Below are 14,697 nucleotides of genomic sequence, written 5' to 3'. Positions count from 1 at the left end.
ACACGGCGCCGTGCCCGAAGGGGCGCGGCGCCGTGTCGCGTACGGTGACGGGCGTGACGACCTCGTGCACCTGGGACGCCGTGCTCACGTGGCGCAGCCGGCAGCAGTGGCTGCACCGCCCCGCCGAGGCCGCCGACCCCGTCGCCGTCGTCGAGCGCCTCGCCGGCGTCCAGGCGCAGGTCACGTCCGCGGCCGAGCAGGCCGTCGCCGCCCGCCGGCCCGAGCCCGGGTCCGGCGGCGAGGACGTGCGGGCCGCGGTGCGCGAGCGGCGGCTCGTGAAGACGTGGGCGGCCCGGGGCACCCTGCACCTGCTCGAGGCGCGCCAGGCCCCGGCCCACCTGGCGCTCATCGGGGCCGCCCGGACCTGGGAGCAGGGCTCGTGGCAGAAGACCTTCGTGACCCTCGCCCAGATGGAGAAGCTGGCCGCCGCCGCGCACGAGGCCCTGGACGGCCGGGTGCTCACCCGGGAGGAGCTGACCACCGCGGTCGTCGAGCACGCCGGCGACCCGGACCTGGCCGAGCATCTCGCGTCCGGCTGGGGCACGGTCCTCAAGCCCCTCGCCTGGCAGGGCGTGCTCGTCCACGGCCCGAGCGCCGAGGACCGGCGGGTCACCTTCACCCGGCCGGACACGTTCGTGCCGGGCTGGACCGGGCTGCCCGATCCGGCCGAGGCGGCCCGGGTCCTCATCCCGGCGTACCTGGGCGCCTACGGCCCCGCGTCGGCGGTGACCTTCGACCAGTGGCTGTGCCGCGGCGCGTCCCGCAAGGCGGCGCTGCGGCAGTGGTTCGCGGGCCTGCTGGCCGACGGCGTGCTCGCCGAGGTCGACGTCGAGGGGGAGCGGCTCTTCGCCCGGGCCGGGGACCTCGAGGCGCTGGCCGGTGCGGCGGACTTCGACGCCGTACGGCTCCTGCCGGCCTTCGACCAGTTCGTCCTCGGCCCCGGCACCGCCGACCCCCGGGTGGTCCCGCCGGAGCACCGCGCGAAGGTGAGCCGGGCCGGGGGCTGGATCTCCCCGGTGGTCGCCTACCGCGGCCGGGTCGCGGGCGTCTGGGACGGCGCCGAGGTCACCCTGTTCGACGAGCGCGTCCCGAAGGACGGCATCGAGGCCGAGCAGCGGCGGCTGAAGCTCATTTGAGCAGGGCCCGGGCCTTCTCGGGGTCCTGCTCGCCCAGCGCCGACGACGGGCACTCGCGGGCCAGCGGGCACGCCCCGCACGCGGGCTTGCGCGCGTGGCAGGTGCGCCGCCCGTGCAGGATCAGCAGCTGGTTGACCGTCACCCAGTCCTTCTTGTCGAACCGGGCCTGGATCGCCGCCTCCGCCGCGTCCACGTCCTTCTCGGGGCACCACCCGAGCCGGTGCGCCACGCGGCTCACGTGCGTGTCGACCGAGATCGCCGGCACCCCGAAGGCGTTGCCCAGCACCATGTTCGCGGTCTTGCGCCCGACCCACGGCAGCGCGATGAGCTCCTCGAGCGTCTCCGGGACCGCCCCGCCGTGCCGCTCGACCAGGGTCGCGGCGAGTTTGATGACGTTGCGGGTCTTCTGCCGGTAGTACCCGACGGGGACGAGGATCCGCTCCATCTCCTCCTGCTCGGCGCCGGCCAGGTCGGTCGCGGCCGGGTAGCGCTCGAACAGCACGGGGGTGACGGCGTTGACGCGCTCGTCGAGGGTCTGCGCGGCCAGGGTGGCCGCGACCAGCAGCTGCAGCGGCGAGTCGAAGTCGAGCTCGAGGCGGTGGTCCGGGTAGCGGGCGAGCAGCAGCTTGAGGACGCGCCGCGCGCGGCGGGTCTCCGCGATCGGCAGGGCCGACGGCGCCGGGGAAGTCACCGCCGAAGCCTACTGCGCAGAGCACGGTGGGGACGGCCCCGCAGGACCGTCCCCACCCGAAGCGGTGCTCAGATGAGGCCGAGGCGCTCGACGGCCTGGCGCTCCTCGTCCAGCTCCGCCACCGACGCGTCGATGCGGGCGCGGGAGAAGTCGTCGATCTCCAGGCCCTGCACGATCTCCCACTTGCCGCCGGAGGAGGTGACCGGGAAGGAGGAGATGAGGCCGGCGGGCACGCCGTAGGAGCCGTCGGAGACGATGGCGGCCGACGTCCAGTCGCCCTCGGGGGTGCCGTTCACCCAGTCGTAGACGTGGTCGATCGCGGCGGAGGCGGCGGAGGCGGCCGAGGACGCGCCACGGACCTCGATGATCTCGGCGCCGCGCTTGGCCACCCGCGGGATGAACTCGTTCTCGAGCCACTGCTGGTCGCCGACGGCCTCGGCGGCGTTGCGGCCGGAGACCTCGGCGTGCACCAGGTCCGGGTACTGCGTCGCGGAGTGGTTGCCCCAGATGGTGACCTTGCGGATCTCGGTGACCGGCACCGACAGCTTGCGCGACAGCTGGGAGATCGCCCGGTTGTGGTCGAGGCGGGTCATCGCGGTGAAGCGCTCGGCCGGCACGTCCGGGGCGTGGCGCTGGGCGATGAGGGCGTTGGTGTTGGCCGGGTTGCCCACGACGAGGACCTTGATGTCGTCGGCGGCGCCGGCGTTGATCGCCTCGCCCTGCGGCTTGAAGATGCCGCCGTTGGCCTCGAGCAGGTCGCCGCGCTCCATGCCCTTCGTGCGCGGGCGGGCGCCGACGAGCAGGGCGACGCTGGCGCCGGAGAAGGCGGCCTTCGGGTCGTCGAACACGTCGACGCCGGCGAGCAGCGGGAACGCGCCGTCCTCGAGCTCCAGGGCCGTGCCCTCGGCGGCGCGTACGGCCTGCGGGATCTCCAGCAGGCGCAGCTTGACGCGGGTGTTCGCGCCGAGCAGCTGCCCGGAGGCGATGCGGAACAGCAGCGCGTAGCCGATCTGGCCGGCCGCACCGGTCACGGTGACGTTGACGGGCGAATCGCTCATGAGAAGTCTCCTGGCAGCAACGGCGGGTGTGCTTCTGTGCCAAAACTATCCCCGCCGCCGAATCGGGCGTTCACCTTCCGTCCACTCCGTGTGGCTTACGGCACTCGATCAGGTACCGCGTCGTCGTCGCGACGAAGGAGCCCTCGCGTCCGATCAGCTCGTGCATGGCCTCCAGGCGGCGGCGGTACCGCGCGATCGTGAAGCCCGGCACGATCCAGATCACCTTGCGCAGGTAGACCGCGACCGCCGCGACATCGAGGAACTCCAGGCGCAGCGTCGCCGTGCGCACGTCCACGACCTCGAGGCCCGCCGCCTCGGCGCCGGCCCGGGCCCGCTCGACGCTGCGGCCGTCGCCGACCGGCTGCGGGCCCATCATGAAGTCGGTGAGCGCGGCCGCGGTGCCGACGCCGACGTGCTGGGCGAAGTAGGTGCCGCCGGGCGCGAGCACGCGCCCGAGCCCGGCCCAGCCCACGACGGTCGGGTGCCGGCTGCTCACCAGGTCGAACGCGCCGGCCGGGAAGGGTAGCGGCGCGTCGTCGGCGACCTGCGCGACGGTCGCGCCGAACGGGGCGAGCGCGGCCCGGGCCAGCGCGGCGTTGGGCGGCCACGACTCGGTGGCGGCGACCGTGGCGGGGCCGGCGCCGGCGGCGTGGGCGGCGCCGAGCGCCTCGGCGAAGACCTCGCCGCCGCCGGTCTGCACGTCCAGGGCCGCGGTCGCGGTGTGCAGGCGCTCGCCGAGGCGGCGGGCGTAGCCCCACGGCGGCCGCTGCTCGGTGGCGCGCCCGGTGAACCACGCGAAGTCCCACCCGTCGACGGGCGCCGCTTCGGCCTCGTCGAGCAGGTTGTCGAGGCTGGTCACGGTTGCACCCTCCGTTGCCGGGGCATCACCCAGGCATGACGATCATTGCGCAGAACGCCCCGCTGTGGCTGGCGACCATGGCGGAGAACGAGGTCCAGGCCGGCCGGGTGATCGGCTGGCAGACCGACCACGTGCAGCCGGTGCCGCTGGTGGCGTGGACGGACGAGACCGGCCAGCTGCACCGGGTCGGGCACCCCGTCACCCCGGTGGTGTGGCTGGGCGACACCCGCGGCGAGGCGATCGAGTCTGCCCAGCGCGAGACGCGGCTCGCAACCCTATAACGTCTTACCACCTAGGTTCCTAGGATGCTCAACGGAGTGTGACGGCGGCGCGGACCGTCATCAGGGTCGCGCCGCCACCGGGGAGCGGCCCCTGCAGAGCTACCGCGACGTCCGCCGTGGTGCGGACCGTTACTCCCGTGGCCTCACCCTCCGCGGTGGGGCGCGGTCGCGGCCGGGCCCCACCGCGCCAAAACGTTGTCTTATGACAAACAGGTGCCGCGTTCGCCCGGGTGAGCGGCGGGCGGTACCGTCCTTTCCGAATCACGAAACGTGTAGAGGGAGTGGACGGGTGAAGGTGAACGCCGAGGCCAGGCAGCGGCTCAGTGCGCTCCTGCGGTCGCACGAGGACGAGATCCAGCGGCGCTGGGCGCAGATCGCCGCGCGCACGCTGCGGGGCCGCCTCACCGACGCCGAGTTGCAGCGGCAGGTTCGCGAGGTGTACGCGGCGCTGCTGGCCGCCCTCGAGGGAACCGGCGACGGTGACCTGACCGGGTCCGGCGGCGGAGAGACCCGCGGGGCGCTCGCCGACCTCTCACGCTCGTGGGCGCGGCAGGGCTTCACGCCGACCGAGACGGCGAACCTGGTGTTCACCGTCAAGGAGGTCATGCTCGGGCTGTCCGAGTCCGCCGACGCCGATCAGGTGCCGGCCGACTTCCTCGTGCTGTCGCGGCTCGTCGACGAGATGGGCCTGTACACGTTCGAGACCTACGCGAAGGCCCGCGAGGAGATCATCGCCGACCAGACCGAGCAGCTGCTGGAGCTGTCCACGCCGGTGGTGAAGCTGTGGGAGGGCGTGGTCGCGGTGCCGCTGGTCGGCACGCTGGACTCGGCCCGCGCCCAGGTGGTGATGGAGAAGCTGCTGCAGACCCTCGTCGACACCGGCTCCGCCTACGCGATCGTCGACATCACCGGCGTCCCGGCCGTGGACACCCAGGTGGCGCAGCACATCCTCAAGACCGTGGTGGCCGCGCGGCTCATGGGCGCGGAGTGCATCATCTCGGGCATCCGGCCCCAGATCGCCCAGACGGTCGTCGCGCTCGGCATCGAGTTCGGCGACATCGCGACCAAGTCCACGCTCGCCGACGCGCTCGTGCACGCGCTGCGGGCCAGCGGCGTCGAGTTCTCCAAGCGCAAGGCGAGCTGATGGACCGGGTACCCGTTCTGAAGATCGGCGACATCCTGCTCGTGTCGATCCAGATCGACCTCGACGACCAGTCCGCCATGCAGCTGCAGGAGGACCTGTCCGACCGGATCGTGGAGACCGGGGCGCACGGGGTGGTCATCGACATCTCGGCGCTGGAGATCGTCGACTCGTTCATCGGCCGGATGCTGTCCACGATCGCGGCGGTGTCGCGGGTCCTCGACGCCGAGACGGTGGTCGTCGGGATGCGTCCCGCGGTGGCGATCACGCTGGTGGAGCTGGGCCTGTCGCTCAACGGCGTCCGGACCGCCCTCAACGTCGACAAGGCGCTGGAGATCCTGGCCGCCTCGAAGCACATCCAAGGTGTCGGCGTGCTCACGGGGGTCGAGGACGACGGTGCCTGACTTCGCCCCGGGTCAGGAGCCGCTGCGGCTGAACATCGGCGACGACAAGGACGTCGTGCGGGTCCGGCAGGCGGTGCGCGTCGCCGCGGTGGAGGCGAAGCTGCCGCTGGTCGACCAGACGAAGCTGGTGACCGCGGCCAGCGAGCTCGCCCGCAACACGCTCATCCACGGCGGCGGGGGACACGCGGTGATCGCCGGGGTGCACAACGGCCGGCGGGCCGGGGTGCGGGCCGAGTTCGTGGACTCCGGGCCCGGCATCGCCGACCTCGGGCTGGCGTTCACCGACGGGTACACCACCGGCAACGGCATGGGGCTGGGCCTTTCGGGGTCGCGGCGGCTGGTGGACGAGTTCGAGATCGACTCGACGCCGGGCAGCGGCACGCGCATCACGGTCACGAAGTGGGCTCGGTGACGACCGTCACGGCACCGCCGACGGTCGAGGAGCTGGGCTGGGTCGCGGTCGACGACCCCGGGGCGGCCGGCGTCGCCCGCCGGGTCGCCACCGACTGCGCGCACCGGCTCGGCTTCGGTGAACAGCGCGCCGGTGAGGTGGCGATCGTCGCCGCCGAGCTGGCCTCGAACCTGCACCGGCACGCCGACGGCGGTGCGCTGTCGGTGCGCTGCCTGCGCCGCGGGGAGATCGGCGGCATCGAACTCGTCGCGGTCGACTCGGGGCCGGGCATGCGGGACCTGCCGTTCAGCTCGGCGGACGGGCATTCGACGGCGGGGACGCTCGGGATCGGTCTCGGCGCCGTCCAGCGGCTGTCGGACTCGGCGAGCGGCTACTCGCTGCCGGGCCGGGGCACGGTCCTCGCGGCGCAGCTGTGGCCGGGGGAGAAGCGGCGGCCGGTGCGCTCGCCGGTCGCGGGGATGTCCCGGCCGATCACCCGCGAGAAGGTGTGCGGGGACCGGTACGCGGCCCGGGCGAGCGGCGACGGGGGGCTGCTGGTGCTGGTCGCCGACGGCCTCGGGCACGGCTCGCTGGCGGCGGCGGCCTCGGCGGCGGTCGCCGACGGGTTCCTGGGCTCGTCGCTGGAGGCGCCGGGGGCGATCGTGGAGCACCTGCACCGCACGGTGTCGCACACGCGCGGTGCGGCGGTGTCGGTGGCGCGGATCGCGGGCGGTTCGGTGGTGTTCGCGGGGCTGGGCAACGTCGCGGGGACGATCGCGTTTCCGGATGGGGACCGGCGGGGCATGGTGAGCATGCCCGGCATCGTCGGGCACCAGTCGCGGGGTGTCCGCGAGTTCACCTATGAGCTGCCGCCGGAGGGGGTCGTGGTCATGCACTCCGACGGCGTCTCCGATCGGTGGAGCCTGCGGGACTACCCGGGCCTGTCGCGGCAGGATCCGCTGCTCGTAGCGGCGACGCTGCTGCGCGACGCGGGGGTGCGCCGGGACGACGCGTGCGTGGCCGTGGCCCGCGACGCGGCCGGTGAGCCGGCGTGACCGGCGACGGGACGCCCATCCTGCGGATGGTGCTCGCGGGCGAGCAGGACGTGTTCGTGCTGCGCCAGCGCGGCCGGGAGGTGGCCGCCGCGCTGGGCCTGGAGTACCAGGACCAGGTGCGCGTGGCGACCGCGCTGAGCGAGATCGGCCGGGATGCGCTCGGCGCCGAGGTGACGTTCTCGACAACCGCCGGACCCCGCCCTCACCTGGTCATTGTTGTGTCGTCAGCGGCCGTGGGTAACCAGGCTCTCGAGGGAGTCCGGGCGGCCGGGCGGCTGATGGATGAGGTGCGGGTGGAGGACGAACGGATCGTGTTGTCGCGGCGGCTGCCCGCGCAGGTCGACCCCGAGCGGATCGAGCAGGCGCGCGACGAGCTGGCGGCCAGCACTGCGACGACGGCGCTGGACGAGCTGAGCGTGCAGAACCGCCAGCTGGTCACGGCGCTGGAGCAGGTCCAGGCCCACCGCGACGAGCTGCTGCATCTCAACGCGGAGCTGGAGGAGACGAACAAGGGCGTCATGGCCCTCTACACGCAGCTGTCGGAGGAGCTCGAGCAGACCAACCAGGGTGTGGTCGCGCTCTACGCGGAGCTGGACGAGCGCTCGGCGCAGCTGCGGGAGGCCAACGAGGCCAAGAGCCGGTTCCTGGCCAACGTGTCGCACGAGCTGCGGGCGCCCGTGACGGCGATCATCGGGCTGACGCGGCTGCTGCTGGACCCGCGTTCGGAGCCGCTGACGTCGGAGCAGACGCACCAGCTGGAGCTGGTGCAGGGCTCGGCGGCGGATCTGCTGGCGCGGGTCAACGACCTGCTGGACCTGGCCAAGGCGGAGTCGGGGCGGATCGAGCCGAGCTGGGGGCCGGTCGACCTGGCGGCGGTGTTCGGGCAGCTGCGCGGGACGCTGCGGCCCCTGGCCCGCCCGGAGGTGCGGCTGGAGGTCGACGAGCCGCCGGCGGCCGGGCTGATCTCCGACGAGCTGCTGCTGACGCAGATCCTGCGCAACCTGCTCACCAACGCGCTGAAGTTCACCGACCGGGGGACGGTCGGGATGGGGGCGTGGGTCGACGCGGACCGGTTGTACATCGCGGTCGCCGACACCGGGATCGGGATTCCGTTCGCGGAGCAGGCGCGGGTGTTCGAGGAGTTCCATCAGGTGCGCGGGGCGCGGCAGGCGGGCGGGACGGGGCTCGGGCTGCCGTACGCGCGGCGCCTGGCGGCGCTGCTGGGCGGGGCGCTGACGATGGTGAGCGAGCCGGGGGAGGGCAGCACGTTCACGCTGTCGCTGCCGCTGCGCCCGGCGGTGCCGGGGGACGCGCCGGACGAGGGGCCCCTGCCGCAGGTCGAGCGGGCCCTGGTGGTCGACGACGATCCGGCGGCCCGGCACCTGCTGCGCCAGCTGCTGGCCGGGATCGCCGACGAGGTGCACGAGGCCGCCGACGTGCGCTCGGGGCTGGCGATCGCGGTCCGGGAGCGCCCGTCGGTGATCTTCCTGGACCTGCGGATGCCGGGTGGTGACGGCACGGTGCTGCTGGGCGATCTGGCGGGGCTGCCGGACGTCGCCGGCATTCCGGTGTTCGTGGTGACCGCGGCCGACGTGACCGACTTCGCGCCGCAGGAACTGGCCCATGCCCGCTCGGTGCTGACGAAGGAGCAGCTGACCCGCCGTGCGGTCGTCGACCTGGTCGCGGGCCTGCGTCCGTGACCCCGGCGCGGGCCGCCGACATTCTCGTCGTCGATGACAGCCCGTCGAAGCGGTACGTGATCACCAGCTGGCTGCGGCGGGAGGGGCATCGGGTGACCGAGGCCGCGACCGGCGAGGAGGCGCTGGCGCTGCTGCACGGCGGGGGCGCGGCCGTGGAGCTGGTGGTGCTCGACGTGCGGCTGCCGGACATCGACGGGTTCGAGGTCGCGGAGCGGATCAAGGACGATCCGCGCACGACGGCGGTGCCGGTGATCCACATCTCGGCGACCGCGGTGCACGCGGTGGACCGGACCGAGGGGCTGATCCGGGGCGCCGACGCGTATCTGGCGGAGCCGATCGACCCGGACGAGCTGCTGGCGACGGTGGGGGCGCTGCTGCGGTACTCCCGCGCCCGCCACCGCGCCGAGCGCCTGGCCGGGCGGCTGACGCGCCTGGTGGAGACGACGGCGGCGATCAACGCGGCCACGAGCCTGCCGGAGCTGCTGCGCCTGGCCGCGGTCGGGGCGTCGCGGGTCTTCGACGGGGCGGCGGCGGTCGCCGCGGCGTCGCCCGAGACCGGGGCCCTCGGGGTGCAGGTGGACGCGGCCGGGGCGGTGCCGGTGGTGCGGGGCGCGCACCGGGAGCAGTTCGAGGCCGACCCGCTGGAGGGTGCGGCCGGGGCGGCGCTGTTCGGGCAGGAGGGCGGGCCGTGGTGGGACGGGCCGGTGTTCCGGGTCGTGGCGCGGGCCAAGGCGGGGCGGGAGCCGCTGCACATCGCGGTGCCGGCCGAGGGGTTCACCGACGACGACCACGACGTGCTGCGCCAGCTGGGGCAGGCGATCGCGCTGGCGGTGGAGGCGCTGCGCTCCTACGACGAGGAGCGGCGCACGGCGCTGACGCTGCAGCGCAGCATGCTGCCGGCGTCGCTGCCGCCGGTGCCGGGCTACGACATCGCGGTGCGCTACCGGCCGGCGAGCGACCACGTGTACGTGGGCGGCGACTTCTACGAGATCGTGGCCGTGGAGGGGCACATCGTCGCGGCCATCGGTGACGTGGCGGGGCACTCGCTGCGGGCGGCGACGATCATGGCGGAGGTGCGGCACGCGCTGCGGGCGTATCTCGCCGAGGATCACGCGCCGGGGCTGACGCTGGAGCGGCTGAACCGGATGATGCTGCGGTTCCTGCCGGAGGAGATCGTGACGATGTGCCTGCTGCGCATCGAGCTCGCGTCCGGGGAGATCCGGCTGGCCAACGCCGGGCATCCGCCGCCGCTGCGGGTCGCGGCCGGGCGGGTGACGCCGGTGGAGGGGCGGGTGGCGCTGCTGGGCGTGCCGACCGTGCACGACGCGGAGACGGTGTTCACGCTCGAGCCGGGCGAGTCGCTGGTGATGGTGACGGACGGGCTGATCGAGCGGCGGGGCTCGACGTTCAACGAGGGGCTGGAGCGGCTGCAGCAGGCGCTGGCGCAGGGTCTGGGTGCCGACGGCGGCGACGGCGATCTCGAGGCGGTCTGCGACGAGCTGCTGCTCGGCCTCGGCGACGAGTCCGACGACGACCAGGCGATGCTGGTGATCCGCCGGGGGATTTGCCCCTGATCCGGTTGCGGCGGGCGCGGCGGGCGGTGACGCTGACCGTGACGGCTTGCGACGGGGGGATGTGCCATGGCGGTCTGTGTGACGTGCGGCAATGACTATTACATGACGTTCGAGGTGCGGACGGTCGGCGGGGGGTCGTACACGTTCGACTCGTTCGAGTGCGCGATCCAGAAGCTGGCGCCGGTGTGTGAGCACTGCGGGACGCGGATCGTCGGGCACGGCGCGGAGGTGTCCGGGAAGTTCTACTGCTGCGCGCACTGTGCGCGCACGGCCGACGCGTCGGCCGGTTTCGAGCTGCGCGACGCGGTGGGGGCCTACCCCGGCTGATCTCGTTGCCCCGGTGATCTTCGCCCGCGCGCGACATGATTGGGTGACCCGCAGGCAATGTGCGGAGCCCTCGTGCGCGTGAAGGAGCAGCTGTGGTCGTCCTGGGAATCGACATCGGCGGATCGGGCATCAAGGGGGCTCCGGTCGACCTGGCCACCGGGGCGTTCACGAGCGACCGGGTCCGGATCGAGACGCCGCAGCCGGCCGACGTCCCGAGCGTGGTGAAGACGGTCGCGACGGTCGCGGGCTCGTTCGAGGCCGCCCAGAGCATCGGGATCACGTTCCCGGCGGTCGTGCAGCACGGGGTGACCAAGACGGCGGCGAACGTGGACCGGTCGTGGGTCGACGCGCCCGCCGAGCAGCTGTTCTCGGAGGCGCTGGGCCGGCCGGTGACGGTGCTCAACGACGCCGACGCGGCCGGGGTGGCCGAGGTGGAGTACGGGGCGGGCCGCGGTGTGCCCGGTCTGGTCGTGATGGTCACGTTCGGCACCGGGATCGGCACGGCGCTGTTCATCGACGGCACCCTGGTGCCGAACACGGAGTTCGGGCACCTGCAGATGAGCGGGCTGCACCTGCACGGCGGCGACGCGGAGGACTACGCGTCGGACCGCATCCGCGAGCAGGATGGTCTCGGCTGGCCGGAGTTCGCCGAGCGGGTGCAGACCTACCTGCGGCACCTGCACGCCCTGCTGTGGCCGGATCTGATCATCGTCGGCGGCGGGGTGAGCAAGAAGGCCGAGAAGTGGCTGCACCTGGTCGACGTGCCGACGCGGGTGGTGCCGGCGGCGCTGCAGAACAACGCGGGCATCGCGGGCGCGGCGCTGCTGGCGGCCCGCAACGCCGGGATCGCCTGATCGTCGGCGCGCCGGACGGTCCCCGCGGAGGTCGCCTCCGCGGGGACCGTCCGCTGTGCGGCCCCGGACCGGCCCGGCTGACCGAATTGTCGGCCGAGGGCGGGTTGGTGGCGGCTCGGGTGCGCGGGTGAGGCACCATTGCTGGCATGGGTGACTCGCCCGCGCCGCTGCGTGCCGAGGACCCGGCCTCGGTCGGGTCCTACCGGCTGCGCGGCCTGCTGGGCGTCGGCGGGATGGGCACCGTCTACCTGGCCGAGGGGGCCGACGGGCGGAAGGTCGCGCTCAAGGTCATCAACGCGGCGTTCTACCACGATCCGATGTTCCGGCACCGCTTCGCCGCCGAGGCCGCGGCCGCCTCGCGGGTCGCCGGGTTCTGCACGGCCAGGGTGCTCGACGTGGCGCTGGACGGGCCGGTGCCGCACATCGTGACCGAATACGTGCAGGGGCCGTCGCTGCACGACTACGCCACCGTGCACGGGCCGCTCGCGGGGCAGGTGGAGGCCGTCGCCGTCGGGGTGGCGGCCGCGCTGACCGCCATCCACGCCGTCGGGCTCGTGCACGCCGACCTGAGCCCGCGCAACGTGCTGCTCTCCCCGTTCGGGCCGAAGGTCATCGACTTCGGGGTGGCGCGGCTGCTCGGGCACGGCGCGGCGCACCAGCCGAACTTCGGCACGCCGGGCTGGCTGGCGCCGGAGCAGGAGCGCGGGTGGCCGCCGAGCCAGGCCAGCGACGTGTACGCGTGGGGCCTGCTCGTCGCCTGGGCCGGCACGGGCACCATGCCGCAGGCCGGCTCCGAGCCCGCGCTGCCCGGGCTGGACGCGTCGCTGGCCACGATGGTGCGCCGCGCGCTGCGCGCGGATCCCGCCGCGCGGCCCACCGCCCGGCAGGTGCTGCTCGCGCTGGTCGGGCAGGACGATCCGGCCGCGGCGCAGGTGGCCGCGACGGTGCGCGCGTCCGGCTCGGCGCGGCCCGCGCCGGCGGCCATGTTCGTGCAGGGCGCCGCGGCGGTGCACCGGCCCACGCAGCAGCTGCGCACAGGGACGCGCCGGCTCGCGCCGCCGCTGCCCCCGCCCCCGGCGCCGCCGCGCCGGCGGCCGCGCCGGGCCGGGCGGGCCGTCGCGACCGGGATCGGGCTCGTGGCGCTGCTGGGGTGCCTGCTCGGCGGGCTCAAGCTGGCCGAGTCGGCCGGGAAGGGCGGGGCGGGCGCCCAGGCCGGCGCGCCCACGACGTCCCCGACGCCGTCGCCCTCGCCGACGCCGAAGCGCAGCCCGGTCGCGTCCGACGGCCGGATGCGGTTCACCCTGGCCGGGTTCGCGTGCGGCAAGAAGGAGCTCGGGGACTGGCCGCTGACCCGCAAGCCCGGCGGGCAGTACTGCCTGGCCGACCTCAAGGTCGAGAACACCGGCGACAGCAAGGGCCGCATCTGGGTCGGCAACCAGAAGCTGCGCGACAGCGGCAAGGAGTACGGCCCCGACGAGTTCTCGTGGGTGTACTACGACAAGTCCCGGCCGCTGTTCGGCGAGATCGGCCCCGGGGACTCGGTCACCGGCACGCTCGTGTTCGACGTGCCCGACGGGCTGACGTTCACCGAGCTGCGGGTGCGCTCGGGGCTCGTGGGCGGCGACAGCAGCGCGATCAAGCTGCGCTGAGCCGACCGGCCCGCGGGCCGGCCGCGACGCAGCGTGCGCGGACGCGCAGCGTCGTGCGCCGTGACCAACGGCGGACGGTGAGGCCACGGGAGTAACGGTCCGGACCCTCGCGGACGTCGCGGTAGCGCTGAGAAATCTGCCCTCGGAAACGGCCCCGGCGGTGGGGAGCAGACCGTGAGAGCGCTCCATGGGAGCGGTTCCGAGCGGATCGTGCCGGGATTGCCGGCGAGTCCGCGTTCGCATCGACGGTGGTCCCGAGCAAACACCATGGAAAGCCGCTTGGCAAGGGTTGCCGCAACGTTAAGTTTCGTTACCACCGTGTTATTGACACCACTGTCCGCGATCGGATTTAGTGTGCCGGAACCGGTTGCGGAACCGGTTCCAGAACACGCTCTCTTGCCAGAAAGCGCTCTCACCGGAAGGATCGCGGCGTGCCGATCACCATCGCCGATGTGGCGGCGCGAGCGGGGGTCAGCAAGACCACCGTCTCGCGTGTGCTCAACGGCAAAGGAGAGGTCGACGAGGCGACCGCGGCACGGGTACGCACGGTCATCGACGAGCTGGGCTACGTGCCCAGCGCGCGGGCGGTCAACCTGGCCCGGGGGCACACCCGGGTGATCGGGATGCTCGTCCCCTCGCTGACGTGGCCGTGGATGGGTGAGGTCGTGCAGGGCGCGGTCGACGTCGTGGAGTCGGAGGGATACGGGTTGCTGCTGTTCACGTGCAACCGCGGCGCCGAGTCCATGCGCCAGTTCTCCGCGCAGGTCTCCGGCAAGTCGTTCGACGGCCTGCTGGCCATCGAGCCCGAGGGCACCCTGGACTACCTCGCCGACCTGTATGCGGGCGGCCTGCCGGTGGTCCTCATCGACGACCGCGGCGACAAGCCGCTCATGCCGTCGGTGGCCACCACCAACCGGGCCGGCGGCTCGCTCGCCGCCCGGCACCTCGTCGAGATCGGCCGGCGACGCCCCCTCGTCATCACCGGCTCCGAGAAGTTCGGCTGCACGCAGGACCGGCTCGGCGGCTTCGCGGACGTCTTCGCCGCGGCCGGCGCGCCCATCGACCCCCGCCTCGTCGTCGAGGGGGACTTCACCTACGAGTGCGGCATCGTGTCGGTCCAGCGGGCCCTCGCCGAGGGCATCGACTTCGACGCGGTGTTCGCGCACAACGACCTGTCGGCCTCCGGCGCCCTCCAGGCGCTGCGGCTGGCGGGCAAGGCGGTGCCGCAGGACGTCTCCCTCGTCGGGTTCGACGACATCCTGCACGCGTCCCACACCGAGCCGCCGCTGACCACCGTCCGCCAGCCCATGCGCCAGATGGGCGAGATGGCGGCCCGCCGGCTCATCGCGCATTTCGACGGCACGCCGCTCACGGCCGAGCCGAACATCCTGTCCACCACGCTCGTCGTGCGCGGCTCGACCGTCGCGGCGCAGCCCGAGCGCACCACCTGACGCCTCAACGCTCCACGGGCGGCGCCGACCCGAACCGCACGGCGCCGTCGTCATACCGCGAAATGTTCCTGTCCGCCCCACCTGTCGATCCAGGTACCAAAGGAGACACCCCCGTGTTGACCAGAC

Annotated in this window: 15 protein-coding genes; 12 read left to right on the top strand and 3 right to left on the bottom strand. The window is 73.6% G+C overall.

Features of this window, described 5'->3' with window-relative positions; all coding sequences use genetic code 11:
- Positions 1 to 53: 53 nt before the first annotated feature.
- The gene (locus ACQP2P_RS24570; protein WP_433604409.1) at positions 54 to 1,136 is read left to right on the top strand and encodes a DNA glycosylase AlkZ-like family protein; all 1,083 of its coding nucleotides are present in this window, start codon (positions 54 to 56) and stop codon (positions 1,134 to 1,136) included.
- Here ACQP2P_RS24570 and nth read toward each other — a convergent pair.
- The 3 genes from nth to ACQP2P_RS24555 all read right to left on the bottom strand — a co-directional run bounded on the left by nth (position 1,129) and on the right by ACQP2P_RS24555 (position 3,744).
- Positions 1,129 to 1,827, bottom strand: coding sequence for an endonuclease III (gene nth, locus ACQP2P_RS24565; protein ID WP_433604407.1), 699 nt, complete (start codon positions 1,825 to 1,827; stop codon positions 1,129 to 1,131). The genes ACQP2P_RS24570 and nth overlap by 8 nt on opposite strands.
- Before the next feature lie 68 nt (positions 1,828 to 1,895).
- Positions 1,896 to 2,885 (bottom strand): malate dehydrogenase, encoded by a 990-nt coding sequence (locus ACQP2P_RS24560; protein ID WP_433089628.1) that lies wholly within the window; start codon positions 2,883 to 2,885, stop codon positions 1,896 to 1,898.
- 70 nt (positions 2,886 to 2,955) lie between these two features.
- Complete coding sequence (locus ACQP2P_RS24555) at positions 2,956 to 3,744, bottom strand: class I SAM-dependent methyltransferase (protein ID WP_433604405.1); 789 nt, start codon at positions 3,742 to 3,744, stop codon at positions 2,956 to 2,958.
- Positions 3,745 to 3,779: 35 nt separating this feature from the next.
- On the opposite strand from ACQP2P_RS24555, the gene ACQP2P_RS24550 reads away from it, so the two are divergent.
- The 11 genes from ACQP2P_RS24550 to ACQP2P_RS24500 all read left to right on the top strand — a co-directional run bounded on the left by ACQP2P_RS24550 (position 3,780) and on the right by ACQP2P_RS24500 (position 14,571).
- Positions 3,780 to 4,025, top strand: coding sequence for a hypothetical protein (locus ACQP2P_RS24550; protein ID WP_433604403.1), 246 nt, complete (start codon positions 3,780 to 3,782; stop codon positions 4,023 to 4,025).
- A 289-nt stretch (positions 4,026 to 4,314) separates the two neighbouring features.
- On the top strand, positions 4,315 to 5,169 hold the full coding sequence (locus ACQP2P_RS24545; protein WP_433604401.1) for an STAS domain-containing protein: 855 nt from the start codon (positions 4,315 to 4,317) through the stop codon (positions 5,167 to 5,169).
- On the top strand, positions 5,169 to 5,570 hold the full coding sequence (locus ACQP2P_RS24540) for an STAS domain-containing protein (RefSeq protein ID WP_433604399.1): 402 nt from the start codon (positions 5,169 to 5,171) through the stop codon (positions 5,568 to 5,570). Before ACQP2P_RS24545 ends, ACQP2P_RS24540 begins: the two co-directional genes overlap by 1 nt.
- Positions 5,563 to 5,982, top strand: a complete 420-nt coding sequence (locus ACQP2P_RS24535) for an anti-sigma regulatory factor (protein WP_433604397.1) — start codon at positions 5,563 to 5,565, stop codon at positions 5,980 to 5,982. Before ACQP2P_RS24540 ends, ACQP2P_RS24535 begins: the two co-directional genes overlap by 8 nt.
- The gene (locus tag ACQP2P_RS24530; RefSeq protein ID WP_433604395.1) at positions 5,979 to 7,016 is read left to right on the top strand and encodes an ATP-binding protein; all 1,038 of its coding nucleotides are present in this window, start codon (positions 5,979 to 5,981) and stop codon (positions 7,014 to 7,016) included. The genes ACQP2P_RS24535 and ACQP2P_RS24530 overlap by 4 nt, the downstream gene beginning before the upstream one ends.
- Entirely contained in the window at positions 7,013 to 8,716 is a 1,704-nt protein-coding gene (locus ACQP2P_RS24525) for an ATP-binding response regulator (RefSeq protein WP_433604393.1), read from the top strand. Before ACQP2P_RS24530 ends, ACQP2P_RS24525 begins: the two co-directional genes overlap by 4 nt.
- Entirely contained in the window at positions 8,713 to 10,290 is a 1,578-nt protein-coding gene (locus ACQP2P_RS24520; protein WP_433604391.1) for a SpoIIE family protein phosphatase, read from the top strand. The genes ACQP2P_RS24525 and ACQP2P_RS24520 overlap by 4 nt, the downstream gene beginning before the upstream one ends.
- 66 nt (positions 10,291 to 10,356) lie before the next feature.
- Entirely contained in the window at positions 10,357 to 10,617 is a 261-nt protein-coding gene (locus ACQP2P_RS24515) for a Prokaryotic metallothionein (RefSeq protein ID WP_433089646.1), read from the top strand.
- Positions 10,618 to 10,709: 92 nt separating this feature from the next.
- On the top strand, positions 10,710 to 11,471 hold the full coding sequence (ppgK, locus tag ACQP2P_RS24510; RefSeq protein ID WP_433604388.1) for a polyphosphate--glucose phosphotransferase: 762 nt from the start codon (positions 10,710 to 10,712) through the stop codon (positions 11,469 to 11,471).
- 146 nt (positions 11,472 to 11,617) lie between these two features.
- Positions 11,618 to 13,120, top strand: coding sequence for a serine/threonine-protein kinase (locus ACQP2P_RS24505; protein ID WP_433604386.1), 1,503 nt, complete (start codon positions 11,618 to 11,620; stop codon positions 13,118 to 13,120).
- 431 nt (positions 13,121 to 13,551) lie between these two features.
- Complete coding sequence (locus tag ACQP2P_RS24500; RefSeq protein ID WP_433604384.1) at positions 13,552 to 14,571, top strand: LacI family DNA-binding transcriptional regulator; 1,020 nt, start codon at positions 13,552 to 13,554, stop codon at positions 14,569 to 14,571.
- Positions 14,572 to 14,697: the final 126 nt, after the last annotated feature.

The organism is Dactylosporangium sp. CA-139114, from assembly GCF_050955725.1.
Taxonomy (GTDB): Bacteria; Actinomycetota; Actinomycetes; order Mycobacteriales; family Micromonosporaceae; genus Dactylosporangium.
Note: the sequence above shows the minus strand (reverse complement) of the source record. Positions and strands in the feature narration are given on the sequence as shown.

Excerpts from the sequence above, each read along its gene's own strand:
- ACQP2P_RS24505 (WP_433604386.1), top strand. The coding sequence starts at position 11,618 with ATGGGTGACTCGCCCGCGCCGCTGCGTGCCGAGGACCCGGCCTCGGTC.
- ACQP2P_RS24540 (WP_433604399.1), top strand. The coding sequence starts at position 5,169 with ATGGACCGGGTACCCGTTCTGAAGATCGGCGACATCCTGCTCGTGTCG.
- ACQP2P_RS24550 (WP_433604403.1), top strand. The coding sequence starts at position 3,780 with ATGACGATCATTGCGCAGAACGCCCCGCTGTGGCTGGCGACCATGGCG.
- ACQP2P_RS24560 (WP_433089628.1), bottom strand. The coding sequence starts at position 2,885 with ATGAGCGATTCGCCCGTCAACGTCACCGTGACCGGTGCGGCCGGCCAG.
- ACQP2P_RS24515 (WP_433089646.1), top strand. The coding sequence starts at position 10,357 with ATGGCGGTCTGTGTGACGTGCGGCAATGACTATTACATGACGTTCGAG.